A 24,557-nucleotide genomic window follows, 5' to 3' on the forward strand; every position below is an offset into this window, starting at 1 on the left:
CCAGCGCCGTGGCCACGCCCTTGCCGCCCTCGAAGCGGAAGAACACCGGCCACAGGTGCCCCAGGAAGGCCGCCAGCCCCACCAGGGCCATGGTGCCCTCCTCCAGGCCATAGGGCTTGCCGAACCAGGCCACCAGCGCCACGGGCAGCCAGCCCTTCACGGCATCGAGCAGCAGCGTGACGATGGCCGCCACCTTGCTGCCCGAGCGCAGCACATTGGTGGCCCCCGGGTTCTTGCTGCCGTAGGTGCGCGGGTCGCGCATGCCCATGGCGCGCGTCACGATCACGGCAAACGACAGTGAGCCGAGCAGATACGCAGCCACGGTGGCAATCAGGGGGTACAACACGGCGTTCAAAACAGTTCCTTTGGATGGGTCGGGTACTTGCAGGTACCCAGGCCCGCTATTCTGCCAGCGCGCAGTGCACCGTCTGGGCACCCAGCAGCTGCACACACACCTGCGGGTCGATCTGCACCAGAAAGCCGCGCCGCCCACCGTTGATGGCGATGCGCGGCAACTCGAGGATGCTGCCCTCGATGTACACCGGCATCTCGCGCCGCGTGCCGAAGGGCGAGGTGCCGCCCACCAGGTAGCCGCTGTGGCGGTTGGCGACCTCGGGCGCGCAGGGCTCCACCGACTTGGCACCGATCTGGCGCGCCAGGTTCTTGGTGGAGACCTTGCGGTTGCCGTGCATCAGCACGATCAGGGGCTTGGCATTCTGGTCCTGCATCACCAGGGTCTTGACCACCGTGAAGGGGTCCAGCCCCAGCACCTCGGCGCTGTGCAGGGCGCCGCCATGCTCCAGGTACTCATACGGGTGCTCGGTGAAGGCCACCTTGCGCGCCTTGAGAAGCTGGGTGGCAGGGGTTTCGGAGACGTGTTCTTTCTTGGCCATGGCGCAGCGATGGTACCCATTCACAGGCTCGCATGCTTGCGCCGCCCCACCTTGCGCTTGCCGTACTGTTCGATGGCGGCCACCATCACCCCGGTGAATTCCTGCACCAGCGGCGGTTGCAGGCGCCCATCGAGCGCCAGCACCTGCAGGCGGCGCTGCTGCAGCTGCACGTCCTCAAACGGGCGGGCTGCAAGCACACCCTCTTCGACCCAGCGCGCGGCCGTGAGGTAGCTGGCCAGCGCCACATCACGCGGGCCCAGCAGCGGGAGCAGGGCCGAGGAAAAATTGCTCACCACCGCAGGCGTGTAGCGCAGGCCCTGCAGCGTGCACGACAGGTCGAACAACTGGCGCCCGGTGATGCCGGCCGTGCCCAGCAGCAACGGGTAGCGCACCACGTCGGCCACGCTCACCATGCGCTGCTGTGCCAGCGGATGGCCGGCCACGGTGATCGCGAACACCGGGGCGATGGCCGAGTGCAGCACCGCAAGGCCCTTCTCGGGCGCCACGCTGTACTTGAGGGCCAGGTCCGCATCGCCACGCTGGACCTGCGCCGACACCTCCTCGGGCACGCCCACGTGCAATTGCAGCTCCACCTCGGGGTGCATTTCGCGGAACTGCGCCATCACCAGGGGCATGAAGCCGGCTGCAAACCCTTCCGTGCAGGCCAGCCGCACGCGCCGCGCCTCCTGCTCGGCCAGGCCCTGCAGTTGCTCCACCAGTTGCGCGGACTCCTGCGCATGCGCACCCGCATGGGCGAGCAGGCGTTCACCCGCCGTCGTCAGGCGCATGCCGCGCGTCTGCCGTTCGAACAGCGCCACGCCCAGCGAGTCCTCCAGCTTGGCCAACTGGCGGCTGACCGCCGACGCCGCCACATGCAGGCGCTGCGCGGCCTGGTTGACCGAACCGGTGCGCGCCACCTCCAGGAAGTAGCGCAGGGGCAGGCTCAGCAGGGACAGGGGCATGGGTCGGCTTTCATATTGCCTTTCAGGCAATACCTTGGTGCTTATTCTCTATCGATAGCAATGGTAAACCAGCATCGATCTTGCGTGCATCGAGGCTCCAATCAACCCATCGCCCTGCCGCAGCCACCTTGTGCTGCGCAGCCCGGCGCCCTAGCCTGGAGCCCCCAATGAAACAACGTCTTCGAGTCCCCCTGCTGATGGCTACCCTTGCCACCGCCTGCGGCCTGGCCCATGCGCAGAGCGCCACCGCCGCCAAGGACGCCTGGCCCGACCCCGGCCAGAGCGTGCGCCTGGTCGTACCCTTCCCGCCCGGCGGCGGTACCGACGCCGTGGCCCGCGCCCTGGGCCAGAAGCTCGGTACCCGCCTGGGCACGCCCGTGGTGGTGGACAACAAGCCCGGCGCCTCCACCATCATCGGCACCGAGGCCGTGGTGCGCGCCAAGGCCGACGGCTACACGCTGCTGGTCTCGGGCTCCACCAGCTACTCGGTCAACCCCGCACTGCGCGCCAAGCTGCCCTACGACCCGGCCACCGACCTGGTGCCCATGGCCACCGTGGCGCGTGCGCCGCTGGTCATGGTGGTCAGTGCCAATGCGCCGTACAAGGACCTCAACACCCTGATCGCCGCCGCCAAGGCCGCGCCCAAGACCATCCACTACGCGACCTTCGGCTCGGGCTCGGGCCCGCACCTGGCCGGTGCGCTGCTGGAGCAGGCCGCCGGCATCCAGCTGCAGGACGTGCCGTACCGGGGCAGCAGCCAGTCGCTGATGGCGCTGATCGGCGGCGAGATCCAGCTGGGCATCGACACCGTGGCGGCAGCCGCCCCGCAGATCCGCGCCGGCAAGCTGCGCGCACTGGCCATCGCGGGCAAGGCGCGTTCGACCATGCTGCCCGGCGTGCCCACGGTCGAGGAGCTCAAGCTGCCCGCCGCCGCCTTCGACGCCTGGTATGCGATTGCCGCACCGGCGCGCACACCGCAGCCCGTGATCCGCCGGCTGGTGACCGAGGTCGAGGCCATCACGCGCGACCCCGCGATCCAGGAGCAGATGCGCGCCCAGGGCATGGAACCCGTGCACCTGGGCCCCGTGGCCACGCGGGCCGTGATCGACGAGGAAATCGTGCGCTACCGCGCCCTGGCCCACCGCGCCAAGATCATTGTGGAGTGACAACGACATGACAGCGACGACGATGAACCGAGAGCAACTGCTCGCCAGCGTGCACCAGCACTTCGATGCCGGCCGCTTCGAGGCCGACCTGCGGCGCCGCGTGGCCTGGCGCACCGAGAGCGACACCGGCCAGCCCGGCGCGCCCGCCCTGCGCCAGTACCTGGCCAACGAGATCGTGCCCGGCCTCGAACCCCTGGGCTTTGCCTGCGAGGTGCTGGACAACCCCGACGCGCGCGGCGGCCCGGTGCTGCTGGCGCGCCGTGTGGAATCGCCCGAGCTGCCCACGGTGCTGACCTACGGCCACGGCGACGTGGTCAACGGCCAGGACGCCAACTGGCGCGAAGGCCTCTCGCCCTGGGAATTGAAGATCGAGGGTGACCGCTGGTACGGCCGCGGCACGGCCGACAACAAGGGCCAGCACACGGTGGTGCTCACGGCCCTGGCGCAGACCATCGCCGCGCGCCAGGGGCGCCTGGGCTACAACGTGACCCTGCTCATGGAGATGGGCGAGGAAGCCGGCTCGCCGGGCCTGGCCGCATTCTGCCAGCAGCAGCGCGAGGCCCTGCGCGCCGACCGCTTCATCGCCAGCGACGGCCCGCGCGTGAATGCGGCGCGGCCCACGCTGTTTTTGGGCTCGCGCGGCGCCATCAATTTCTCGCTCAAGGTGAACAGCCGGCCTCGGGCCTACCACTCGGGCAACTGGGGCGGCGTGCTGTCCAACCCGGCCACGGTGCTGGCCCATGCGGTGGCCAGCATGGTCGACGCGCATGGCCGGATGCGGGTGCCCGGCCTGCTGCCCCCGCCCCTGCCCGACAAGCTGCGCACGGCCATGAAGGACGTGGTGATCGGCGGCGGCGCCGACGACCCGGCCCTGACCCCGGGCTGGGGCGAGCCCGGCCTGACACCGGGCGAGCAACTGGTGGGCTGGAACACGCTGGAGGTGCTGGCCCTGGGCGCTGGCTCACCCGCGCGGCCCGTCAACGCCATCCCGTCGGGCGCCGTGGCGCACTGCCAGTTGCGCTTCGTGGTCGGCACGGACTGGCGCAACCTGAAGGACATCGTGCGCGCCCACCTCGACGCCCACGGCTTTGCCGAGGTGGAGATCGAGCTGGGCATGCAGTGCGGCGCCACGCGCCTGGACCTGCACAACCCCTGGGTGGACTGGGCGCTGGCCTCCATGCAGCACCGCGCGGGCGCGCCCGCCCCCTTGCTGCCCACCCTGGCCGGCTCGCTGCCCAACGACATCTTTGCCGACGACCTGCACCTGCCCACACTGTGGGTGCCCCACTCCTACCCGGCCTGCGCCCAGCACGCGCCCAACGAGCATCTGCTGGCCAGCGTGGCCCGCGAAGGCCTGGCCGTGATGGCCGGCCTGTTCTGGGACCTGGGCGAGCCCGCGGGCGTGCCGTGGAAGGAAGGCGCGCTGGCCGCCGAGGCCAGCGCCGCCTGAAGATGTGGTGACGGCCGGGCCGTCACCTGGCCGTCACAGCGCCGGGTCGCGCAGGTCCTGGCGGATCGCGTCGATGGCCTTCAGCACTTCAGGGGACAGCGTCGTTCCCCAGGCGTTCAGGTCTTCTTCGAGCTGCGCCACCGAGGTCACGCCGATGATGGTGCTGGCCACCTGCCACTTGGTGTAGCAGAAGGCCAAGGCCAGTTGCGCAGGGGTGAGCCCGTTGGCACGCGCCAGCGCGTTGTAGCGGCGCGCGGCCTGCAGCGCCTCGGGGCGGCCCCAGCGCTGCTTGCGCACCGATTCGTAGGACGAGATGCGCGCGCCCTTGGGGGCGTCGGGCCCGGTGGTGCCGCTCTCGTCGTACTTGCCGGTCAGCAGACCGAAGGCCAGGGGGGAATAGGCCAGCAACGACACGTTCAGGCGGTGGCAGGTCTCGTCCAGCCCGTTTTCCCAGGTGCGGTTGACCAGGCAGTAGGGGTTCTGCACCGTGGCCACGCGCGGCAGGCCATGCTGCTCGGCCAGGCGCACGAATTCGTGCACGCCATAGGGCGTCTCGTTCGACAGGCCGATATAGCGCACCTTGCCGGCCTTGACCAGGCCGGAGAGCGCCTCCAGCTGCGCGTGGATGGGCGTCTCCGAGGTCTCCTTGGCCGGGTCGTAGTACATGCCGCCGAAGGCCGGCACATGGCGCTCGGGCCAGTGGATCTGGTAGAGGTCGATCACATCGGTCTGCAGGCGGCGCAGGCTGCCCTCGCACGACGCCACGATGTCGGCAGGGGTCATGCCCTTGCTTTCGCGCACCCAGGGCATGCCGCGCGACGGGCCTGCCACCTTGGTGGCCAGCACCAGCTTCTCGCGCGCACCGGGGTTCTTGGCGAACCAGTTGCCGATGATGGTCTCGGTGGCGCCGAAGGTCTCGGCCTTGGCGGGCACGGCGTACATCTCGGCGGTATCGATGAAGTTCACGCCCCGGGCCAGGGACCGGCTCAGGATGTCGTGGGAATCGGATGCATTGACCTGTTCACCAAAGGTCATGGTGCCCAGGCAAATGGGGGTGACGTGCAGATCGCTCTGACCGAGCTGGATGGTTTTCATGCGGACTCCGTTGGCAAGCCGCGCAGTTTACGGGTTGCCGGCCAAGTCTGCAGGCGTCACTGTGTCATCAGCCCGTTCGACGGCAGCGTCTCGTCGAGCAGCTTGCGCGCCGTCTCCACCCCCGCCACCGGCAGGCCCTTGGGGTCGAGCAGCCCCACCTGCACCAGCACGCTGGCCTGGTCCCAGTAGATGTGCTCGTGATAGAGCTTGTCGCCGCGGAACTTGACCACCGCCAGCAGCGGTATCTCCACGCGCCGGCCCGTAGGCGCCACGCCGGGCAGCATCCAGGGGATCTCGGTGGTGTGGGTGAAACTGAACAGCATCTCGTCGACCACCTGCGTGGCGCCCACCGTGCGCGAGATTGGCGTGAGGCTGGTGTCGGGCGGGTTGCTGTTGACGAAATGGCGCGTGTAGAAGTCATGCAGGTGCTTGTAGCCCACCCCGCCCGTCATGGTGGGGATGTGGTTCACATAGGGCTCGGCCACCATGGTGGACATGGTGGCGTCCACATCGCGCGTGGCGAACTCGTACTCGCAGTGCTTGTCCCACAGGGCCGACAGGTCGTAGTGCGGGCCCATGGCGCGCCGCAGCGCGGCCACGCTGCGCTGGTGCGCCATCAGGGCCGAGGGCTTGTGGAAATGGTCGCCGCCCGCGCGTGCAAACGCATGGTCGGTGCCGGGGTAGACGTACAGCTCCACGTTCTGCCGGCCCGAAAGCGCCTGCACGATGGCTTCGCGCGCGGGCGGTGGGCAGAAGCCGTCGAGCTCGGCGATGTGCAGCACCAGGCGGCACTGGATGTCTGCGGCCTCGGCCAGCGCGGCCTCGATGCCCACGCCGTAGTAGCCCACGGCCACGTCGGCATCGGTGCGGCAGGCCACCAGGTAGGCCAGCTTGCCGCCCAGGCAAAAGCCCAGCACCCCCACCTTGCCGCCCTGTCCCCGGACTTCGGGCCACCCGCGCAGAGCCGTTATCGCGGCTTGCAGATCGTCCACTCCCTTGGCCTCGTCAAAGCCCTGGTAGAGCGCAAAGGCGCGCGGCATGTCGTTGGCGGCATCGAGTTCGACCTCGGGCTGCTGGCGCCAGAACAGGTCGGGCACCAGCACCACATAGCCCTCTTCGGCGTAGTAGTCGGCCACACCGCGCATGGTGGCGTTGACGCCGAAGATTTCCTGCGCAAGCACCAGCCCCGGCCCGCTGCCGCTTGCAGGGGTGGCGAGGTAGGCGCGAAAGCGGCCGCCGCCATCGGCGGCATCGAGCGTGGTCCATTGTCCTGGCATGGTGGGGGTCCTTGTGTGTTGTAGGAGAGTGGGTTCAGGAGGCAGCGGCACCGGAGGTGGCCTGGGGCGTGGCCGCCATGTCGGGCACGGCCGCATGCCGCGCCAGCAACTGGCGTGTGACCACGGCATAGTCGGCCGGGTCCACCGGCCCCAGCCATTGCTTGAGGCGCGTGAGCACGCCCAGCGGCAGTTCCATGTCCTGCAGCAGCTCGTCGATGTTGTGCACCGAGAACGGGATGATGTTGGTGCCCTTGGAGTGCTTGCCGTCGGTGCGCTCCTCCATCCAGGCCAGGCGCCGGTCGATCAGCGCGTTCATGGCCTCCTGCGGCGGCAGCTGCAGCCCGCCGCGCAGCAGGTTGGCCAGCCACAGCGCGCCGATCTCGCAGTTGAGCTGGCTGAAGAACGAGGAGTTGTAGCCGTTGAACGCCAGGCGCGGCATGGCCACCGGCAGGATGGAGCGGTACAGCCGGAAGTTGCCGCGCGCATCGGTCACGCGCTGCAGCACGCTGGCGTCGAAGAACGGCACCTGCTGCTGCCAGCCCGTGCCGCAGACCACCAGGTCGGCGGGCACCGTCTCGCCATTGCTCAGCACCGCCTGGCGGGGCTGCAGTGCGCGAATGCTCACGCCCTTGCGCACGCCCAACTGGCCGGCCGCCACCTTCTCGTAGAAGCCGTCGGTCACCAGGCTCACGGTGCTGCGGGCAATGGTCTCCAGCGGGGTGCCCGGGTGCAGGCCGATCTCGCGCAGCTTGAGCTGGCGCGTGACCACCGACTCCACGCTGCCCAGCATGGAGTTGCGCACCGGCAGGCCCGCACCGTGCAGGAATTTCTCGAAGCCCTTGGGCTCGATGTACTTGAACAGCGCCTCGCCCATGCGCGTGAGCAGCAGGAACTTGAAGTTCAGCACGTTCATGAACTTCTTGGGGATCTTCCAGATCAGCTGGCGTGCCAGCACCGTGGTGCTGGCACTGTCGGCCGCAATGGCATTGGCCACGTCGCACGAGGACTTGCCGTAGCCCACCACCAGCACATGCTTGCCGCGCGCTTGATTCGCGTCGGTGAACTGGCTGGTGTGGCACACGCGCCCGCCCGCCGCCTCGAAGGCATCGGCACCCGGGTACTGCGGCACGGCCGGTTCGCTGAAGATGCCGTTGCACACCACCAGGTAGTCGAAGCGGTGCACCTCGGCCGGCAGCCCGGCTGTCGCCCGCCGGGCTTTCACGGTCCACACCCCGGCCTCTTCGTCCTGCACCGCGCTCTCCACCGTGGTGGACATGCGCAGGTGCGGAATCAGCCCGAAATGCTCGGCGTACGCATGCAGGTAGGCCTGCACCTGCTGGCCCGATGGCCACTCGGGGTAATGCGCCGGCATGGGAAAGTCCGACAGCGCATAGGTGGTGCGCGGGTTCTGCGTGGTCAGGCCCGGGTAGCGGCGCGAGGCGGCCCAGACACCGCCCACGTCGGGCTCCTTCTCGAACACCGTCACCTCGAAGCCGAAGGCGCGCAGCACCTTGGCCGTGGACAGGCCGGCAAAGCCGGCACCGATGATGCCTACGGATCGGATGGTCATGGTAGCTCCTTTACGACATGAGCTGGGGGATGGCGGGGGTGTGGGACTCGGGGCCCATGGCCGAGTAGCCGCCGTCGCAGGCATAGTCGGCACCGGTCACGAAGCTGGCCAGGTCCGAGCACAGGAACAGCACCACATTGGCCACCTCGGCCGGGTCGCCCACGCGGCGCAGCAGGTGGAAGGGCGCGGCCACGCGGTCGGTCTTGGCACGGTCGCCGCCGGTGAGCTGGTCCATGATGGCCGACCAGGTCCAGCCGGGCGAGACGCTGTTCACACGCACGCCCTCGCCCGCCAGGTCCATGGCCATGCTGCGCGTGAGCTGCACCATGGCCGCCTTGCCCACCGGGTAGAGCCAGCGCCCCGTCTGCGCCACGCCCGAGGAGATGCTGGTGAAATTGACCACGGCCCCGCCACCCGCACGCTGGAAGTGCGGGCGCACGGCCTTGAGCACCATCACCGCGCTGACCAGGTTGACGTTGAGCGATGCCAGCCAATCCTCCCGCGACGAGGCGATCCCGTCGTCGAGGTACGAGCAGGCCAGGTTCACCAGGTAGTTCACCCCGCCATGGCGTTCGGCGGCCAGGTCCACGCAGGCGGCCACCTGGGCGTCATCGGTGATGTCGGTGCGGCTGAACAGCACCCCATCCCCCAGCGCGTCCGCCAGCGCCTGCCCGGCCTTGGCGTTGATGTCGGCCACCACCACCCGTACCCCAGCCTGGTGCAGTGCACGCACCACCCCGGCGCCGATGAGGGTGGCGTCCCCGGTCACGATCGCGCTCTTGCCGCGCATGCCTTCGAATCCCTGGACCATGCTGACTCCTGTGCTGACTGAAACATGTTGCGGCGCAGCAGCGGTAACACACCGTCACACCCGCCCCGGTGCGCCCGGGTGCTAACGCTCTTGCAAAGCATCCGGGGCATGCACAAGAATAGGAAAGCAGCCCGCGCATACGCATCCCGAAAGCGCAGGGCGTATCCCGCAAACGCATGTTTTCGCGCCCCTGCCGTGGCGTGCTTCGTGCTTGCTCCAGAAGAAACTACACCCCACCGGCCGAACCGCATGCCCACCGCCCAGCAGAGCAGCAGCACCGCGCACCCGCTACCGCTGGCGCACTACCGCCTGTTCGACAGCCATGACCTGGACGAGGCGCGCGAGTTCGTGGGCCGGGTGTTCTGCCCGCACGAGCTGGCCACGCTGCACCCGGGCGCACAGCTCGATGCCTGCCACCACAGCGTGCCCCTGCACCGCGACGCCAGCCTGAACTACGTGCAGTACGGCCCGGCGGTGCGCATCGAGCCCGGCCACCTCGCGGGCTTCTACCTGCTGCAGATACCGCTGCGCGGGGGCGCCAGCGTGCGCTGCGGCGGCCAGGCGCTGGAATCGCATGCGCTCCGGGCCACGCTGCCCTCGCCCCCCGAGCCGCTGTCCATGCGCTGGCACGAGGACAGCCCGCAGTTCATCGTCAAGATCGAGCGCGAGGCCCTTCAGGCGCGCCTGTCGGCCCTGCTGCATGAGCCGGTGCACAAGCAGCTGGTGTTCGGGCTGGGGGTGGACCTGGCCAACCCCACGCTCATGGGCATGGCCAGCTTCATTGCCTATCTGCGCTCGGCGGTCGAGACCAAGGCCTTCCTGCTGGGCCACCCGGTGCTGGCCGAGCAGGCCGAAAGCCACCTGCTCACCAGCCTGCTGCTGTCCACGCAGCACAATTACTCGGCGGCACTGGCGGCGGGCATGGCCGCGCCCGGCTCCGCCCCCGTGGTGCTGCCGCGCGTGGTCAAACGGGCGCAGGAGTTCATGCACAGCCAGCTGGAGTTGCCCCTCACCCTGGCCGATGTGTGCGCGCACGTAGGCGTCAGCGCCCGGTCGCTGCAGCAGACGTTTGCCCAGTGCACGGGCAGGAGCCCCATGGCCTTCCTGCGCGAGTTGCGGCTCGATGCGGTGCACGCGGCGCTGCTGCAGCCCGCCCCGTCAGAACGCGCCCCGCAGGTCTCGGACATTGCGGCGCGCTATGGGTTCTTTCACCTGGGGCACTTTGCCGAGAGCTATCGCAAGCGCTTTGGCGAAACCCCGTCCGAGACCCGGCAGGGCAGCGGCCTGCCCCGCCACTGATGCCCCCCAAAGCACCCGCAAACCTTCCCAGCCTATCAGGCCCGGGCCGCGAGGCGTCCTATCACTCTTGGGAGTGCATACCCCGCGGGAACCTGCCCACAATGGCCGGGCGAACCGGCACTTCACCGCCAGGGCGGGCCCCGGGGAAGTTCAGTTCACCAGCCCCATCGCGACCCCCACCGCAATGGCCTGGGTCTTGTTGGCCACGTTGAACTTGCGCACCATATTGTTCAGATGAAACACCGCTGTTGCTTCAGAGATCTGCAGGATCATCCCCACTTCGGCCGCTGTCTTGCCCTTGGCCGTCCAGGCCAGGCACTCCCGTTCGCGGGCCGTGAGCATCGGGTCGACCTTGCTCAGCAGTCCGGGAACGATGAGCCGGTTCATGACGAAATGGGCGCAGCTTGCCAGCACCAGGGCACAGGCCATGACATGCTCGAGCACCCCGGTGTCCGGGTCCATCGGCTGGTCGCGCGCGAGGCTGAACATGCTCTTGTTCCCCGCGAAGTCATGCACCGGGATGCTCATGCCAAAGCCTATTCCATGGGCCCTGGAATCCTCCCAGAGGTCGCGGCTCTGCGCCGGGTACATGGCTTCGGACCAGACCAGGGGCGTGGCCAGCCTCTTGCAGTGGCTTACCGTCGGATCCTTCCATGCGTACTCCTTGTCCGCGTAGATACGCCGCCAAGCCAGCGGATAGCCGCTGCTCACGTGCTGCACGGGCTTGAGCAAGGGGCGAGACACCTCGATGCCCAGCATGAAATGGTCAAAACCCAGCGCAGTGGCCGACTTGCGGACCACGTCCAGAAGCGACTGCTCCGAGTCTGCAGCCATGACGGCCGCGACGTCTTCCAGGGATGGCGTTGTTGACATAGAAGCTCCAAGCGAAAGAGGATGCTATGACCAACCATTCGTCGGGCTCAAGAAATTTTTGGCATCTGCGGCGAGAGCCCCTTCTCCCGCCGCAAGCGCCCCAGGTCCACTCCAGGGACGGCTACCTGCGGCTGTGTGCGAGCGAACTGGCATCGCTCGATTGGGTGTTGGCACATTTCATCGAAGACACGCGCATGGACTGGATGCGCTGCGGCGCTGCCGAATGGAGTTCCGTCAAGGACGGCCAGGTGCTCTCGCTGGGATGGGACTGGTTCCAGGTGGGAAGCCAGGGAGCCTGCATCGATCTCCCCGCCGGGATCCGGACCAATATCCAGATCAGGGACCGGCAAGGCTACGACCTGCCCCTGCCCGCTTCGCAAAGGCACCTGCTGGGCGCCATTTCCCGGATCCCGTGGCACCCGGCGCCTTGAACCTGGCAAGGGCCTGCCGCCCCTGCAACATGCGCTGCCCCTCCGATTTTTGATAGTACCGTCCAGCGCCTGGTGTTGGTGAAATCCCCCCACGCCAACGACGAGGGGAAATCGTGCATTTCGTTCAGACCCACCGACTGCAAAGCATGTCGCCCGCAGATGCAGAGGGCATGTTCAGGCTGCGCTACGACACCTTCCACACCCGCCTGGGCTGGGATGTCTCCACCGACGATGGCATGGAGCGCGATGCCTTCGATGCCACGTCGGCCGTCTACATCCTGGGCAAGACGCCGGACCACCGGGTGGACGCATGCTGGCGCCTGCTGCCCACCGTGGGCCCCTACATGCTCAAGGACACCTTTCCCGAGCTCCTGCACGGCCAGCCGGCGCCCCAGGCACTCGATGTCTGGGAAATGAGCCGGTTCGCCCTTGCAACGGAGCGGGTTGCTACCAGCGCAGAAGGGTTCGGGCCGCTTTCCGTCTCGCTGATGGCCGAGGCTGCGCGGTTTGCGATGGCATACGGCATCAGCCGCTATGTGACCGTGACCACCCTGGCCATCGAGCGCCTGCTCAAGCGGCAGGGGGTGCACATCCACCGCCTCGGACCACCGGTGCGCATCGGCATCGCGATGACGGTCGCATGCGTCGTCGAGGTGGATGACACCACGCTGCAGGCCGTCAACGTCGAACGCCCGCTCGCCAGGCAACCATCACCCGCGCTGTCCTGAGCCGCTAAACCAGGGCACGGCAGGCCACGCCCGGCAGCCCTCTTGCGTACGCCACCGAGCGCGAAGCGCGCGCTCCCCCCTCCCCTCGCACTGCAGGCCGAAACCGCCGCATCCAGAGACAGGCCGGCCTGCCCACCACCGCACCACCAGGAGCACGCACCATGTCCGAAACCCCGAAACCGCTGACCCCCGCCATCGCAGCCAGCTTCCCCTCCTTCGCCACCCAGTCCGGCGGACAGGGTGGGCCACAGCTGAATACCGAGACCAAGTTCATGCAGCAGTACCGCATCGCCGCTGCCGCGCACGGCGGCGGCGACATCGTTGCGCTGCGCAATGGCCGTGGCCAGGTCGAGACGTTCACCGTAGGGACCGACGGCACCGTCTGGAATTTCTACCCCGACACCAACAGCGACACGGGCTACAGCAGCGTCAGCACCGGCCTGGCGGCCAGGTGGGTGGTGGCAGGGCTCAATGCCGCCGGCAAGATCGTGCTGTTCGCCGCCAACAACCTGGTGCTGAACTATGTGGTCGAAACCGGCCAGGCGGGTGCGGCCCGATGGGGCCGCGTGATGACGGCACAGCTGGCACAGCCATCGACCGCCATCGCCATCTCCGGCCTGTACGCGCAGCAGATCGGCGGGCGCCTGTACGTGGCCGCGCTCACCAGGTTCAAGAGCGCCAGTCCGGGCAATGCGTATGCGCTGGCCTATGCCCTCTGGGACGACCAGCCTGGCGCCTTCACCTCCACCACGGTCAACCTGTCCACGCTGAACTGCGTATGGTCCGGCTCGGCGGCATCGACCGCCGAATTCACCGTGCTCGATACGGTGTACCTCGGATTCAACGTGGCGACGCAGACCATACGGCGCTATCCGTTTGCCGCCACGTTCAAGTCCCTGGCGGTGACAACCAGCCTGGACGGCACCGGCAACAACCAGTATTTCGCCATTCTTGCCGATGGCAACCTGTACCAGATGGTGGGCTCCACCACCTTCAGCTGGGCCCAGGTCACGCAGGGCATGGGCTACCGGGACGTGCAAAGCGCACTGTCGAACACGCATGAGGTCCAGCTGTTCACGCTGGACACCGGCGGGCGCCTGTTCCACTTCCAGCCCAGCCAGTCCACCGGCAGGGGCTGGACAGACCCCATGGTCATCGACTCGGGCGTGGCCCTGATGGGCGTGGCGCAGCAGAACCAGGGCAACCTCGAAGTCTTTACCGTGGGCACGGCACAGGCCACCCTGCGCCACCTGATCAACCAGCAGCAAAGCGGCAACTGGCAGATCACCCCCCTGGAGGTGCCGACGTCAGGGCAGGTGGAAGAGTTCATCTCGTATTCGACCGACATCATGGTGTACGACGCCGTGGGCGCGCCCATGCCCAACGCCCCGATCCAGGTGTGGGCCGCGACGCAGACGCAGATCGTCGTCAACGGCGCCTCCTACACCATCGACGCCAGCACACCTGCCAATCTCACCTGCGCCAGCTCGGGAACGCTGAGCATCACCCAGGGCACCGGCATCCTGGGCATTCCAGCCCTGCAGATCAACATCGTCAGCCAGATGCCCGCCGGCCAAGGCATTGCGCTGGAGCAGTATGCCGGCGTCCAGCAGCGCCTGGAGGACGTCACCGGCACCGAGCTGATGAACGCCAGAACGGCCGACGGCAGCTACCTGCTGCAGGAGCAGTACCGGACCGCCGAGCAGACGGACAGCCTGGCCACCGCATTCAACCAGTGCATGGCCCTGGCCGGCAACCCGCAAGTGGCACGCACCACGGGCCACGCCATGCTGGGTCCAGCCCCCAAGCGCGGTGTCGGCTGCGTCGCCAGCGACGCGACACACCTGCTCAACCGCATCACGGCACCCGCGCAAGGCACCCACTGGCAACTGGACTTTCGCAGCGGCCAGCCGCAGTACCGCGAACTGAGCGCCACCGAGGCCCACCAGTTGCTGCTGGAAAAGCGGGCGTCCCACGTGGCGGCAGGCCAGTCGGTGGGCGGTTTCTTCGACTGGATCGGCAGCATCGGCGACTTCGTGAGCGGTGTGGTGGACGGCATCATCACCGTGGTCGACACGGTCATCACCACCATCGGCAATGCCGTCAATGCAGCCATCTCGTTCGTGGTGAATGGGGTCACCTACCTGTTCGAGACGGTGGTCGAGTTCATCGAGCAGGCCTTCGACCTGGTCGAGGTGTTCTTCGCCCAGGTGAAGGTGGTCTTCACCCAAATCTTCGAGTGGCTCGGGTTCATCTTCTCCTGGTCCGACATCCTGCGCACGCATGAAGCGCTGTCGTACACCATGGCCCAGTTCCTGGGCTTCCTGCCGGGTGCCGTGGCCGGCATCCAGAGCCTGTTCGACGAAGGCATCGCCACGGCACGCAGCGAGTTGGCCGCAGTATTCGACCAGTTGGTGGCCAGCGTGGGGGGCACGGCATCGCTCGGGGGCTACACCAACAGCCAGACGCCGTCCGAACCGGTCTACTCGTCGGGCAATGCCAACAACCTCGTGCTCAACGCTACGCTGGAGAACTCGTCGGCATCGAGCCAGGTCAATACCGTGCTGCCGCCCAACGCCAGCCCCTGGGACATCCTCACCCAGCAGATACAGGCGTGGACCACCTCCGTCCAGGACGACCCTGCCTTCACCGCGGCCCTGGGCTACATGCAGAACCTGGGCGGCAACCCCGACCAGATCTTCTCGCAGCTGCTGTCAGCGCTGCTGCGCGTGGTGCAGGGCCTGGCCAATGCCATGCTCGCCGGAGTCCAGGCCATCGTCGACGGGCTGCTGCAGCTGGTGCAAAGCTTCCTGACCACCCTGCAGCAGGAATTCACAGCCGAGTGGAACATTCCCTTCGTCACCCAGTTCTATGCCTGGCTGACGAATGGCTCTGCCCTCTCGCTGGCCGACCTGTCCTCCCTGATCCTGGCGATTCCATCGACCATCATCTACAAGGCCATGTACGGCGCGGCGCCCTTCCCCGACCAGGGAAGCGTGGACCAGTTCAAGGCCTCGTTCAGCGCGCAGACCATGCTGGCCAATTCCGGCCTGGCCCAGGGCACACCGGCCGGAAAGAAGAAAGCCGCCATCGAGGCCCCGGCCCCTGCCGTCCCCCTGTCAGCCGGGGCGCTGAATGCGGCGCAGGTACTGCTCGGGGTGTCCGCCACCGTATCGAGCTTCGCCTATGGTTTCCTGTCGGCCGGCATGGACCTCAAACCCACCACCGGTGCCGGCGCCGTCGACCCGCTGGTCAAGGTGCTGACCAAGTTCGCGCTGGGCACGGAGATCTACGCCCAGGCAGCGTACTGCCCATGGATCTACAGCGCAGGCGGCCCCAACTGCTCCACGGCCGATGGCGCCGGCAAGTGGGTCTGGATCTACACCTGCCTGGGGGTGGTGCTCGATTGCGGCTTTGCGGTGTACGAAGGGGCCTTCCCTGAGAACGACGACACCGTCCCCGGCCTGGTAGTGGCCACCCTGTACGGTGCCGGGCATGTCATCGTCACCGGCATCACCTTCAGCGAACTGAGCGGCCTCTCGCGGGCCGCCAACATCGTCCAGTGCGTTCCCGAGGTGTGCAAGCTGCTCAAGCTGCCGCCCATCGAGACCGCCACATCGGGCATCTCGCTGGTCGTGGTTGCCGCAGCAGACGCGCTGTGCATCACCGCCGCCGGCGTGATCTCTTTCGCCGACCTGCTCGCATCCTCCAACGCATCTCCAAGCCCCATTGCCGGAGCGGTTCCAGCCCTGCTGGGTTGATCGCCCAGCACATCCGCACCGCCCGATTCCCCAACCCTCTCCCCTCAAGGAGTTCATCATGCTGATCCGCGTTCCCAAAACCCAGACCATCGTCAGCCGCGGCCCCGTGGGGCTGCCCACCATGCGCGCCGCCCAGGCCGTCAGCCAGTTCAATGGGGTCTATCTGCGCCCGAACTCCGGCAACAGCGAAAGCGTTCCCGCATCCGGGCCGTATTCGGCATCGCCCGACATCTGGTTTGCGGGCACCACCCCCATTGCCAACTTCCAGCAGGTCCTGGCCACGGACAGCAGCTACGCCACCTCGTCCAGCAACAACATCTACTCGGGCCAGACCAACCTGATCTATGTTCGCGGCAAGAACGGTGCAACCGTCAACAAGACCAACACCGTGCAGCTGTATTACGCACCCTCGGGCATCATCAACTCGCCCTCTCAATGGCAGAGCAACGTCATCAAGACAGACCTGGGCCAGACGCAGGGCCACATCAACAACCTGGCAACGAACACCGTGGGCGTCTGCGACGCCACCTTCGTGTGGACCAATGTGACGCCTCCGCCGCCAGGCAGCGACCATTACTGCCTGTTCGCGCAGTTCAACGACGCCAACAACAGCAATCCCTTCCCCAGCGTGGACACCGCGCTGGACATGGGCTCGCTGATCATGAACAACCTGGGCTGGGGCTGGCGCAACACATCGATGATCGCCGCCACACCCACGTGGCAGTACACCGAGCCACTGTCCATTCCGGTGGACTACCCCACCACCAACGCCTACTCCATCTTCATCTCGCCCACCGGCTATGTCGGCTGGGATGCGGAGTTCTATGCCAGCCGCCCCGACTCGGCAGACAATCCCATCAGGCTCGGCCGCACCAAGGTGACGCAGGACGGCGTGTTGCTGGGCGTGAGCAGTGCCGTGCTGGAGCCGGGCTACCAGGCGCTCATGACCGTCAACATGTACAGCCCCAACGGCAGCAAGCCGCCCGCAGGCGCGCGCGTGCCGATGTCGGTGAACTACGTGGCCTCAGCTCCTGCGCAACTGCGGGAGGCCGTCGCCCGCAACCTGATCGACGCGGAGTTCATGTTTCGCCTGCGCCGCCACTGCCCTGAGGTTTTCGATATCGGCCCCCAGGCCTGGATCATCCAGGGCACCTACAACTGGGAGACGGTGAGCAGATAGCCCCCGGCACCCCGCTCTTTCCTTCAACACCCATCAGGAGAACCCTCATGACCACAGGATTTGCCAACCAGCCAGCGCCCGCCCAGGCCAGCACTGCCTCGACCTACGACGGCTTCTATTTCCGGGACAACCTCGCATCCACCGGCACCATCCCGGCCGTCAGCCCGTTCAACCAGAGCCCCGACATCATCCAGAGCAGCGTGCCGGTGCCCAATCCGACAGTAGCCTTCAGCACCATCGACAGCTGGAAGCAGGCCTACCCCACCGAACCCACGCCGGGGCAGAACTACTACTACCTGCGCGGCCTCAATGGATCGCTGGAAGCATTCGACGGCAGCGTGCGGCTGTACTGGGCCCCCTCGCAGCTCATCCTCTTTCCGTCCAGCTGGAAGAACAACCCGCTGACCACGCAGAAAGGCCTGGAGGACGCCAGCGTCCAGGCCGATGCGGGGCACATCGGCGTGGGCGCCCAGCCCTTCCTGCTGAACACCGGATCAGAGCGCCTGCCAAGCACAGAATCGTTCTACGCCTTCGTCTCCCAGAACACGGCCAGCGCCATCCCGACCGTCAGCAGCTGGCTGGAGATGTCGCAGTTGCTCACGCAGCAACTCGGGTTCGGCTTTCGCAACATGGTGTCGTTCGATCCGGTGGAGGGGGCCATGCTCTACCGGCTGGGCTTCGACATTCCCATGAGCGTGGGAGAGTCCGCCACATTGCAGATCGGTGTTTCCGTCCAGGGCATTCCGGCCGGAGACACCATCGGCCTGATCACCGACTGCTACACGCCGGAGATGACATCCATCGCCCTGCTCCCCACGAAAACCAATGGCAACGGCTATGTGGCAGGCATCCAGGTGAATGTGGACCCCGGCTTCAACGCATCCATCGCCATCCAGTACTGGAACACCTCCGGCAAGGTACCGCCTGCGGGCAGCCAGATCACGGTGACGGCCAACTACGTGATTCCAGAGGACAAGTTCGAAAAGGCACTGACCCTGGGCGTGCTGGATTCCCGCTATGCCCAGGCGGCTACCAGCGACGGCATCGGCCCGCAGCAGATCGCCCCGGTAGGATCCGTCACCTTCGTGACCACACAGGCCAGTTGAGGGGCAGAGGCAGGAGAAGAAGCGCCCCGCGCAAGCATGCAGCAGCAGCCATGGACAGGTCAGCCCGGCTGCGCCACAAAGGCGTCCGCAAAGAACGCCGTGGGCCGCATGCCCGCCTGGACAGCCAGGTCGCGCCGCGCAGCATCCACCATGGCCGGTGCGCCGCAGGCATACACCTCGTGCTGCGACAGGTCCGCATGGTCCTGCAGCACGGCCTGGTGCACCCAGCCGGTGCGGCCGGTCCAGCCGTCCGATGCCGGTGCATCGGAGAGCACGGGCACGTAGGTCAGGCGGCCCTGAAGCGCACACTCCCATTCACCGCACAGGCTGTGCAGATACAGGTCGGCCCGCGTACGTCCACCCCAGTACAGGTGCATGCGGCGCCTGCTGCCGGTGGCCAGCAGTTGTTCGATCCGCGCCTTCACCGGTGCGAAGCCGGTGCCGCTGGCCAGCAGGATGGCAGGCGCCTGCGATTCACGGTCGTGCATGCCGAAGGTGCCGAACGGCCCTTCGATGCGCAGCACGTCGCGCGCCTTGAGCTTGCCGAACACCTGGTCAGTGAACAGCCCGCCGGGCAGGTGGCGGATGTGCAGCTCCAGCTGTTCCTGCCCTTCGCGGGCCGGCGTGGCCAGCGAATAGCTGCGCCGGCGGTTGCCGGGCAGCAGCACATCCACGTACTGGCCGGCTGCGTATTGCAGGTGCTGGCCCGGCGGGGGTTGCAGCAGCACGCGCACCACGTCGGGCGCCAGGCGCTCCAGCGCGGCCACGCGCACCGGCAGCTTGCGCACGGCGATGCCGGGGATGTGCGGGATCTCCGCGCATTCGATGCGCAGGTCGCTGGCCGCCTGCGTGCAGCACAGCAGGTGCATGCCCTGCCCTGCCTCCTGCGGCGACAGCGCAACAGGCTGGGCGCCCGGCAAGCAGGCGGCCGCGCCATCGACGACCCGGGCACGGCAGGCGCCGCAGGTACCAGTCTTGCACTGGTGGGGCAGCAGGATGCCCTGGCGCAGCGCGGCATCGAGCACGCTTTCGCCCGCCTGGCTGGTGAAGGACTTGCCGGACGGCAACAGGGTGATGGCGCACGCGGGCGCTTCGGCCACGGCTGCGCCGGCCTCTTCGGTCATCTGCATGGGGAAAACCTTGAACGGTCTACACGGTGAGGTAGCGCGACCACAGGCTGCGGTCGGCATTGAGCGCGGCGGAATCGCCCTGCCAGACCACGCGCCCGCGCTCCAGGATCACGTGGCGGTCGGCCAGGCCCACCAGGCGGTGCACGTACTTGTCCACCACCAGGATGGTCTGGCCTGCGGCCTTGAGCGTGGCCAGGCAGCGCCAGATCTCTTCGCGGATCACCGGGGCCAGGCCCTCGGTGGCCTCGTCCAGGATGAGCAGGCGCGGGTTGGTGGACAGCGCCCTGCCGATGGCCAGCATCTGCTGCTCCCCGCCCGAGAGCTGGTTACCGAGGTTGTTCTGCCGCTCCCTGAGGCGCGGAAAAACGCCGTAGATGCGCTCGATATCCCAGGCGTCGCGCAGGCCGTTGCGGTGGTCGGCAAAGGCCTGCAGGTGCTCGCGCACCGTGAGGTTGGGAAACACGTGGCGCCCCTCGGGCACGATGGCCAGGCCCAGGCGGGCGATGGCATCGCTCTTGAGTTTGTCGGTCGCCTGGCCGGCAAAGCGGATGCCGCCGGCCGTGGGGCGCAACGCCCCCACCAGGGTCTTGATGGTGGTGCTCTTGCCCATGCCGTTGCGGCCGAGCAGGGACACCACCTCACCGGCCCCGATCTGCAGATCGATGCCGAACAGCACCTGGCTCACGCCGTAACCAGCCTCCAGGCCCTGGCAGCTCAGCAATGGCTCGGGCGCGCTCATGGGGTGGTCTCCAGGATTTCGGTGCCCAGGTACACAGCCTGCACCTCGGCGTTGTTGCGGATCTCGTCGGGCGTACCGGCCGTGAGCACGCGGCCATAGACCAGCACCGAGATGCGGTCGGCCAGGCGGAACACGGCCTCCATGTCGTGCTCTATCAGCAGCACCGCCATGTCCTTGCGCAGGGGATCGATGAGCTGCACCATCTGCTGCGACTCATCGGGCCCCATGCCGGCCATGGGCTCGTCGAGCAGCAGCAGCTTCGGCGCCGACGCAAGCGCCAGCGCCACATCCAGCGTGCGCTGCGCGCCATGCGGCAAGGCACCCGCGACCTCTTCGAGCTGGCCCTGCAGCCCCACCCGCTCGGCCAGGCGGCCGGCTGCCTCGTAAAGCCCGCGCTCGTGCGCACGGGGTTTCATGAACCGAAAGCTCGACCCGCTGTGCGCCTGCACGGCCAGCAGCAGGTTGTCGCGCACGCTCTGTTTGGGAAAGATGCGCGTGACCTGGAAGCAGCGCGACAGGCCCTTGGCCACGCGGCGGTGCATGGGCAGCGCGGTGATATCGGTGCCGCCCAGCAGCACGCGCCCTTCATCCGGTGCCAGCAGGCCCGAGATCTGGTTGACCAGCGTGGTCTTGCCCGCACCGTTGGGGCCGATCAGGGCATGCACCTCGCCATGCGCCACCGACAGGCTCACATGGTCCGTGGCCAGCAGGCCGCCGAAGCGCTTGACCAGGCCCTGCACTTGAAAAAGGCTCATGGCTTGCTCCTTGCGCGCAGGTCCGCCAGCGCGGCCAGGCCCTTGGGCGCGTACAGCGCGGTGGCGATCAGCAGCACGCCCAGTGGCATGTGCCAGTAGTCGGTGTGCAGCTTGAGCGCCTCTTCCAGCGCCAGCCACACGGCCGCGCCCAGCGGGCCGCCCCAGCGCCGGCCCAGGCCGCCGATGACGACCATCACGATCAAGGTGGCAGACTGCGTCCAGTGCATCATCGACGGGCTCACGAAACTGTTGCCCGTGGCCAGCAGCGCCCCGGCCAGGCCGGCCATGGCGCCGGCCAGCGTGAAGGCCGCCAGCTGCAGCAGATACACCGGGTAGCCCAGGGCACGCATGCGCGTTTCGTTGTCGCGGATGCCCGCCAGCGCCGCGCCGAAGCGCGAAGCCGTGGCCCGGTCCAGCCACCACAGCACCAGCGCCACCAGGGCCAGCACCACCCAGTACAGTGTGGGCTCGTGCATCGCATCCAGGCCCAGCCCCAGCGCGGGCCGCATGGGCAGGGTGTAGCCGTCATCGCCGCCGTAGCTGCGCAGCGAGACGAACACGAAGTACAGCATCTGCGCGAAGGCCAGCGTGATCATGATGAAGTACACGCCCTGGGTGCGCAGCGAAATGGCCCCTACCAGCGCAGCCACCAGGGCTGCGGCCACCACGGCTGCCCCCCACACGACCCAGGCCGATGTGGTGCCCGCATCGCTGAGCACCACGACGGCATAGGCGCCCACGCCCACGAAGCCCGCATGCCCCAGCGCCACCATGCCGCCAAAGCCCATGATGAGGTTCAGGCTGGCGGCGGCCAGCGCCACCACCAGCACCCGGCGCACAAAGCCGACATAGAAATCCAGGCCCAGGGCCGGTGCGACCAGGGGAAAAGCCGCCAGCGCAGCCAGCAGCACCAGCGGCAGCAGTGCGCCGCGCCAACGCGGCACGGCAGTGCCCACGGGCATATACGAAGTCAGGGAAGCGGACATGCTCAGGCCTTGGCAGAAAACAGCCCCGCAGGGCGAAAGCTCAGTACGGCAGCCATCAGGGCGTACATGGCGACCTCGGCAAACAAGGGCCCCAGGTCGGCCGCCACGGAAGGCGGCAGCGTGGCGCGCAGCAAGATCGGCAGGAAGGCCCGGCCAATGGTGTCCACCAGCCCCACCAGCAAGGCCGCCACGAAGGCGCCGCGCACCGAGCCGATGCCGCCGATGACGATGACCACCAGCGCCGGGATCAGGATGGATTCGCCCATGCCCACCTGAACGGCCATGATGGGCCCCATGAGCGCGCCGGCCAGGGCCGCCAGCGCAGCGCCCAGCACGAAGATGCCGCAGAACACGCGCTTGACGCGCACGCCCATCAGTTCGGCCATCCACCGGTCCGAGGCACCGGCCCGCACCAGCATGCCCACGCGGCTGTGGTTGACCAGCAGGTACAACAGCCCCGCCACCGCCACGCCGGCCACCAGCACCACCAGCCGGTACGAGGGGTATGGCAGGCCCGCGAACAGCTCCACTGGGCCCGCGAGCAGGGCCGGCGTGGGTGCCATCACGGGCGAAGGGCCCCAGGCCATCTTCACCGCGTCGTCGGCCACCAGGATCACGCCGAAGGTCGCCAGCACCTGGGCCAGGTGGTCGCGGCCGTAGAGGCGGCGCATCAGCGTTACCTCCAGCAGCGCGGCCACGAACACGGTGGCGGCGATCGCCACCAGCACCGCCCCCGCGAACGAGCCGCTGTGCACATGCACCGTGGCCGCCACATAGGCGCCCACCATGAACAGCGAGCCGTGCGAGAGGTTCATCACGTCCATGATCCCGAAGACCAGAGTGAGGCCGGCCGCGATCAGGAAGAGCATGAGCCCGTAGCCCGCTCCGTTGAGCAATTGCTCGATGACGAGGATCCAGTTCATGGGGTCAATGGCTCCACGAGCATCGTTTCCGCATCGCGTCAGTTATCGAAAGCGTCTGCATGTCCTCAGTCCTTTGAATAGCGCGGCCTATGCCAGGGCCGCCGCGCAAGGGCCGCCCAGCCGCGCTGGCGGCGTCCCCCTTCCCGAATGGCACAGCCATTCGAGAGAAGGTGGAAGGCGCAAAGCGCCTCAGGGGGATGTCACTTGAGAGGACACTGTGCGGAGAAAGCGTCGCCGTAGTTCTCCAGCACCGTCTTGATGGTCTTGTTGGTCACGCGGCCCTCGGCGTTCTTGCCGATGGTGCGCAGGTAGAAGTTCTGCACCGGGTAGTGGTTGTTGGCATAGCGGAAGCTGCCACGCACCGAGGGGAACTGCGCCTTGGCCAGGGCCTTGGCCAGCGCCTCGCGGTCGGCCACCTTGCCGCCCACGGCCTTCACGGCCGCGTCCATGGCGCTGATGACGTCGAAGGCCTGTGCGGCGTAGATGGACGGGTAACGCCCGCCGTACTCCTTGCGGAAGGCGGCCACGAAGGCCTTGTTCGGTGCATTGTCCAGGTCATGCGCCCAGTGCGAGGTGTTGAACAGGCCCAGCATGGGCTCGCCCACCGCGCCGATGATGTCCTCGTCGGCCGAGAAGCCGCTGGTCACCAGCATGATGTCCTTGGACAGGCCAGCCCCCACGAACTGCTTGATGAAGTTGATGCCCATGGCGCCGGGCAGGAAGAAGTACACCGCCTCGGGCTTGGCGGCACGCAGCTGCGCCAGCTCGGTCGCGTAGTCGAGCTGGCCGACCTTGGTGTAGATCTCGTCGAGCACCGTGCCCTTGAACTTGCGCTTGAAGCCGGTCAGGCCATCCTTGCCCGCGGGGTAGTTGGGGGCGATCAGCACCATGCGGCCAAAGCCGCGGTCGGCCGCGAACTGGCCGGCGGCCTCGTGGTACTGGTCGTTCTGGTAGGCCGTGCCGAAAAAGTAGGCGTTGCACTGCGCGCCGGCCAGCTGGCTCGGGCCCGCGTTGTTCGACAGGTAAGGCACCTTGGCCGCGAACAGCGTGGGCGCCACGGCCAGCGCCACGTTGGAGGCGATGGGGCCGGTGAACAGGTCGATCTTCTCGCGCTGCACGAAGCGGTCCACCAGTTGCTTGGCCTGGTCAGGGCTGCCGGCCATGTCGGTCTGCAAGAACTCCACCGGCTGGCCACCGAGCTTGCCCGCGAGCTGCTTGATGGCCAGGTTGAAGCCGTCGCGCGCATCGGCACCGGGGCCGGAGAACGGACCCGAGATGTCGAGCGCCATGCCGACCTTGATGGGGCCCTGCTGCGCCATGGCCGTGAAGCTGGCGCAGGCGGCCAGGGTGGCCAGGGCGGCTGCGCCCAGGCGGTTGCGAAGCGAGGTGCGGGAGAGTTGTGCCATCTTCGATCCTTATCCA

General features: G+C 67.6%; 22 protein-coding genes. 8 read left to right on the plus strand and 14 right to left on the minus strand.

What is annotated here, in order from left to right:
• The 3 genes from ACK59X_RS31775 to ACK59X_RS31785 all read right to left on the minus strand — a co-directional run.
• On the minus strand, positions 1-355 hold a 355-nt coding region (locus tag ACK59X_RS31775; protein ID WP_409962998.1), incomplete at its 3' end, for a glycerol-3-phosphate acyltransferase.
• A gap of 46 nt (positions 356-401) precedes the next feature.
• Positions 402-893 (minus strand): aminoacyl-tRNA deacylase, encoded by a 492-nt coding sequence (locus ACK59X_RS31780; protein WP_184860942.1) that lies wholly within the window; start codon positions 891-893, stop codon positions 402-404.
• Between the two features lie 20 nt (positions 894-913).
• The gene (locus ACK59X_RS31785; RefSeq protein ID WP_409963000.1) at positions 914-1,855 is read right to left on the minus strand and encodes a LysR family transcriptional regulator; all 942 of its coding nucleotides are present in this window, start codon (positions 1,853-1,855) and stop codon (positions 914-916) included.
• Between the two features lie 197 nt (positions 1,856-2,052).
• Here ACK59X_RS31785 and ACK59X_RS31790 point away from each other — a divergent pair, with 197 nt between their 5' ends.
• Positions 2,053-3,021 (plus strand): Bug family tripartite tricarboxylate transporter substrate binding protein, encoded by a 969-nt coding sequence (locus ACK59X_RS31790; protein WP_409963002.1) that lies wholly within the window; start codon positions 2,053-2,055, stop codon positions 3,019-3,021.
• Between the two features lie 22 nt (positions 3,022-3,043).
• Positions 3,044-4,471: a M20 family metallopeptidase gene (locus ACK59X_RS31795; RefSeq protein WP_409963093.1), complete on the plus strand. Its 1,428-nt coding sequence runs from the start codon at positions 3,044-3,046 to the stop codon at positions 4,469-4,471.
• 33 nt (positions 4,472-4,504) lie between these two features.
• On the opposite strand, the gene ACK59X_RS31800 is transcribed toward ACK59X_RS31795, so the two are convergent.
• From ACK59X_RS31800 to ACK59X_RS31815, 4 genes are read right to left on the minus strand one after another with little or no spacing between them, the layout of a single operon-like run.
• The gene (locus ACK59X_RS31800) at positions 4,505-5,566 is read right to left on the minus strand and encodes an aldo/keto reductase (RefSeq protein ID WP_409963004.1); all 1,062 of its coding nucleotides are present in this window, start codon (positions 5,564-5,566) and stop codon (positions 4,505-4,507) included.
• A gap of 56 nt (positions 5,567-5,622) precedes the next feature.
• Positions 5,623-6,843, minus strand: a complete 1,221-nt coding sequence (locus ACK59X_RS31805) for a dienelactone hydrolase family protein (RefSeq protein ID WP_409963006.1) — start codon at positions 6,841-6,843, stop codon at positions 5,623-5,625.
• Positions 6,844-6,877: 34 nt separating this feature from the next.
• On the minus strand, positions 6,878-8,413 hold the full coding sequence (locus ACK59X_RS31810) for a flavin-containing monooxygenase (RefSeq protein WP_409963008.1): 1,536 nt from the start codon (positions 8,411-8,413) through the stop codon (positions 6,878-6,880).
• Positions 8,414-8,423: 10 nt separating this feature from the next.
• Positions 8,424-9,224, minus strand: a complete 801-nt coding sequence (locus ACK59X_RS31815; RefSeq protein WP_409963010.1) for an SDR family oxidoreductase — start codon at positions 9,222-9,224, stop codon at positions 8,424-8,426.
• 249 nt (positions 9,225-9,473) lie between these two features.
• On the opposite strand from ACK59X_RS31815, the gene ACK59X_RS31820 reads away from it, so the two are divergent.
• The gene (locus ACK59X_RS31820) at positions 9,474-10,523 is read left to right on the plus strand and encodes an AraC family transcriptional regulator (protein ID WP_409963012.1); all 1,050 of its coding nucleotides are present in this window, start codon (positions 9,474-9,476) and stop codon (positions 10,521-10,523) included.
• A gap of 150 nt (positions 10,524-10,673) precedes the next feature.
• On the opposite strand, the gene ACK59X_RS31825 is transcribed toward ACK59X_RS31820, so the two are convergent.
• Positions 10,674-11,396: a LuxR family transcriptional regulator gene (locus ACK59X_RS31825; protein WP_409963014.1), complete on the minus strand. Its 723-nt coding sequence runs from the start codon at positions 11,394-11,396 to the stop codon at positions 10,674-10,676.
• 26 nt (positions 11,397-11,422) lie between these two features.
• Here ACK59X_RS31825 and ACK59X_RS31830 point away from each other — a divergent pair, with 26 nt between their 5' ends.
• The 5 genes from ACK59X_RS31830 to ACK59X_RS31850 all read left to right on the plus strand — a co-directional run bounded on the left by ACK59X_RS31830 (position 11,423) and on the right by ACK59X_RS31850 (position 18,602).
• Positions 11,423-11,827 (plus strand): DUF4902 domain-containing protein, encoded by a 405-nt coding sequence (locus ACK59X_RS31830; RefSeq protein ID WP_409963016.1) that lies wholly within the window; start codon positions 11,423-11,425, stop codon positions 11,825-11,827.
• Between the two features lie 146 nt (positions 11,828-11,973).
• The gene (locus ACK59X_RS31835) at positions 11,974-12,555 is read left to right on the plus strand and encodes an acyl-homoserine-lactone synthase (protein ID WP_409963018.1); all 582 of its coding nucleotides are present in this window, start codon (positions 11,974-11,976) and stop codon (positions 12,553-12,555) included.
• 161 nt (positions 12,556-12,716) lie between these two features.
• Positions 12,717-16,316, plus strand: a complete 3,600-nt coding sequence (locus ACK59X_RS31840; protein ID WP_409963020.1) for a hypothetical protein — start codon at positions 12,717-12,719, stop codon at positions 16,314-16,316.
• Positions 16,317-16,374: 58 nt separating this feature from the next.
• Positions 16,375-17,496, plus strand: coding sequence for a hypothetical protein (locus tag ACK59X_RS31845; RefSeq protein WP_409963022.1), 1,122 nt, complete (start codon positions 16,375-16,377; stop codon positions 17,494-17,496).
• 47 nt (positions 17,497-17,543) lie between these two features.
• The gene (locus ACK59X_RS31850; protein ID WP_409963024.1) at positions 17,544-18,602 is read left to right on the plus strand and encodes a hypothetical protein; all 1,059 of its coding nucleotides are present in this window, start codon (positions 17,544-17,546) and stop codon (positions 18,600-18,602) included.
• A 59-nt stretch (positions 18,603-18,661) separates the two neighbouring features.
• On the opposite strand, the gene ACK59X_RS31855 is transcribed toward ACK59X_RS31850, so the two are convergent.
• From ACK59X_RS31855 to ACK59X_RS31880, 6 genes are all read right to left on the minus strand, one after another.
• Positions 18,662-19,732: a CDP-6-deoxy-delta-3,4-glucoseen reductase gene (locus ACK59X_RS31855; RefSeq protein ID WP_409963026.1), complete on the minus strand. Its 1,071-nt coding sequence runs from the start codon at positions 19,730-19,732 to the stop codon at positions 18,662-18,664.
• A gap of 19 nt (positions 19,733-19,751) precedes the next feature.
• Positions 19,752-20,471 (minus strand): ABC transporter ATP-binding protein, encoded by a 720-nt coding sequence (locus ACK59X_RS31860; RefSeq protein ID WP_409963028.1) that lies wholly within the window; start codon positions 20,469-20,471, stop codon positions 19,752-19,754.
• Complete coding sequence (locus tag ACK59X_RS31865; protein WP_409963030.1) at positions 20,468-21,226, minus strand: ABC transporter ATP-binding protein; 759 nt, start codon at positions 21,224-21,226, stop codon at positions 20,468-20,470. The genes ACK59X_RS31860 and ACK59X_RS31865 overlap by 4 nt, the downstream gene beginning before the upstream one ends.
• Positions 21,223-22,188, minus strand: a complete 966-nt coding sequence (locus ACK59X_RS31870; protein ID WP_409963095.1) for a branched-chain amino acid ABC transporter permease — start codon at positions 22,186-22,188, stop codon at positions 21,223-21,225. The genes ACK59X_RS31865 and ACK59X_RS31870 overlap by 4 nt, the downstream gene beginning before the upstream one ends.
• 26 nt (positions 22,189-22,214) lie before the next feature.
• A complete protein-coding gene (locus ACK59X_RS31875) occupies positions 22,215-23,135 on the minus strand; it encodes a branched-chain amino acid ABC transporter permease (RefSeq protein WP_409963032.1) in 921 nt (306 codons plus the stop codon).
• 200 nt (positions 23,136-23,335) lie between these two features.
• On the minus strand, positions 23,336-24,541 hold the full coding sequence (locus ACK59X_RS31880) for an ABC transporter substrate-binding protein (RefSeq protein ID WP_409963034.1): 1,206 nt from the start codon (positions 24,539-24,541) through the stop codon (positions 23,336-23,338).
• Between the last annotated feature and the right edge of the window lie 16 nt (positions 24,542-24,557).

The organism is Acidovorax sp. (assembly GCF_046339755.1).
Classification (GTDB): domain Bacteria; phylum Pseudomonadota; class Gammaproteobacteria; order Burkholderiales; family Burkholderiaceae_C; genus Acidovorax.

Bases quoted from the DNA above. Each gene is read 5' to 3' on its own strand.
- ACK59X_RS31850 (WP_409963024.1), top strand. From the start codon at position 17,544: ATGACCACAGGATTTGCCAACCAGCCAGCGCCCGCCCAGGCCAGCACT.
- ACK59X_RS31800 (WP_409963004.1), bottom strand. From the start codon at position 5,566: ATGAAAACCATCCAGCTCGGTCAGAGCGATCTGCACGTCACCCCCATT.
- ACK59X_RS31780 (WP_184860942.1), bottom strand. From the start codon at position 893: ATGGCCAAGAAAGAACACGTCTCCGAAACCCCTGCCACCCAGCTTCTC.
- ACK59X_RS31860 (WP_409963028.1), bottom strand. From the start codon at position 20,471: ATGAGCGCGCCCGAGCCATTGCTGAGCTGCCAGGGCCTGGAGGCTGGT.
- ACK59X_RS31845 (WP_409963022.1), top strand. From the start codon at position 16,375: ATGCTGATCCGCGTTCCCAAAACCCAGACCATCGTCAGCCGCGGCCCC.
- ACK59X_RS31830 (WP_409963016.1), top strand. From the start codon at position 11,423: ATGACCAACCATTCGTCGGGCTCAAGAAATTTTTGGCATCTGCGGCGA.
- ACK59X_RS31870 (WP_409963095.1), bottom strand. From the start codon at position 22,188: ATGCCCGTGGGCACTGCCGTGCCGCGTTGGCGCGGCGCACTGCTGCCG.
- ACK59X_RS31880 (WP_409963034.1), bottom strand. From the start codon at position 24,541: ATGGCACAACTCTCCCGCACCTCGCTTCGCAACCGCCTGGGCGCAGCC.
- ACK59X_RS31835 (WP_409963018.1), top strand. From the start codon at position 11,974: ATGTCGCCCGCAGATGCAGAGGGCATGTTCAGGCTGCGCTACGACACC.
- ACK59X_RS31815 (WP_409963010.1), bottom strand. From the start codon at position 9,224: ATGGTCCAGGGATTCGAAGGCATGCGCGGCAAGAGCGCGATCGTGACC.
- ACK59X_RS31820 (WP_409963012.1), top strand. From the start codon at position 9,474: ATGCCCACCGCCCAGCAGAGCAGCAGCACCGCGCACCCGCTACCGCTG.
- ACK59X_RS31875 (WP_409963032.1), bottom strand. From the start codon at position 23,135: ATGAACTGGATCCTCGTCATCGAGCAATTGCTCAACGGAGCGGGCTAC.
- ACK59X_RS31865 (WP_409963030.1), bottom strand. From the start codon at position 21,226: ATGAGCCTTTTTCAAGTGCAGGGCCTGGTCAAGCGCTTCGGCGGCCTG.
- ACK59X_RS31840 (WP_409963020.1), top strand. From the start codon at position 12,717: ATGTCCGAAACCCCGAAACCGCTGACCCCCGCCATCGCAGCCAGCTTC.
- ACK59X_RS31810 (WP_409963008.1), bottom strand. From the start codon at position 8,413: ATGACCATCCGATCCGTAGGCATCATCGGTGCCGGCTTTGCCGGCCTG.
- ACK59X_RS31825 (WP_409963014.1), bottom strand. From the start codon at position 11,396: ATGTCAACAACGCCATCCCTGGAAGACGTCGCGGCCGTCATGGCTGCA.
- ACK59X_RS31805 (WP_409963006.1), bottom strand. From the start codon at position 6,843: ATGCCAGGACAATGGACCACGCTCGATGCCGCCGATGGCGGCGGCCGC.
- ACK59X_RS31785 (WP_409963000.1), bottom strand. From the start codon at position 1,855: ATGCCCCTGTCCCTGCTGAGCCTGCCCCTGCGCTACTTCCTGGAGGTG.
- ACK59X_RS31790 (WP_409963002.1), top strand. From the start codon at position 2,053: ATGGCTACCCTTGCCACCGCCTGCGGCCTGGCCCATGCGCAGAGCGCC.
- ACK59X_RS31855 (WP_409963026.1), bottom strand. From the start codon at position 19,732: ATGCAGATGACCGAAGAGGCCGGCGCAGCCGTGGCCGAAGCGCCCGCG.
- ACK59X_RS31795 (WP_409963093.1), top strand. From the start codon at position 3,044: ATGAACCGAGAGCAACTGCTCGCCAGCGTGCACCAGCACTTCGATGCC.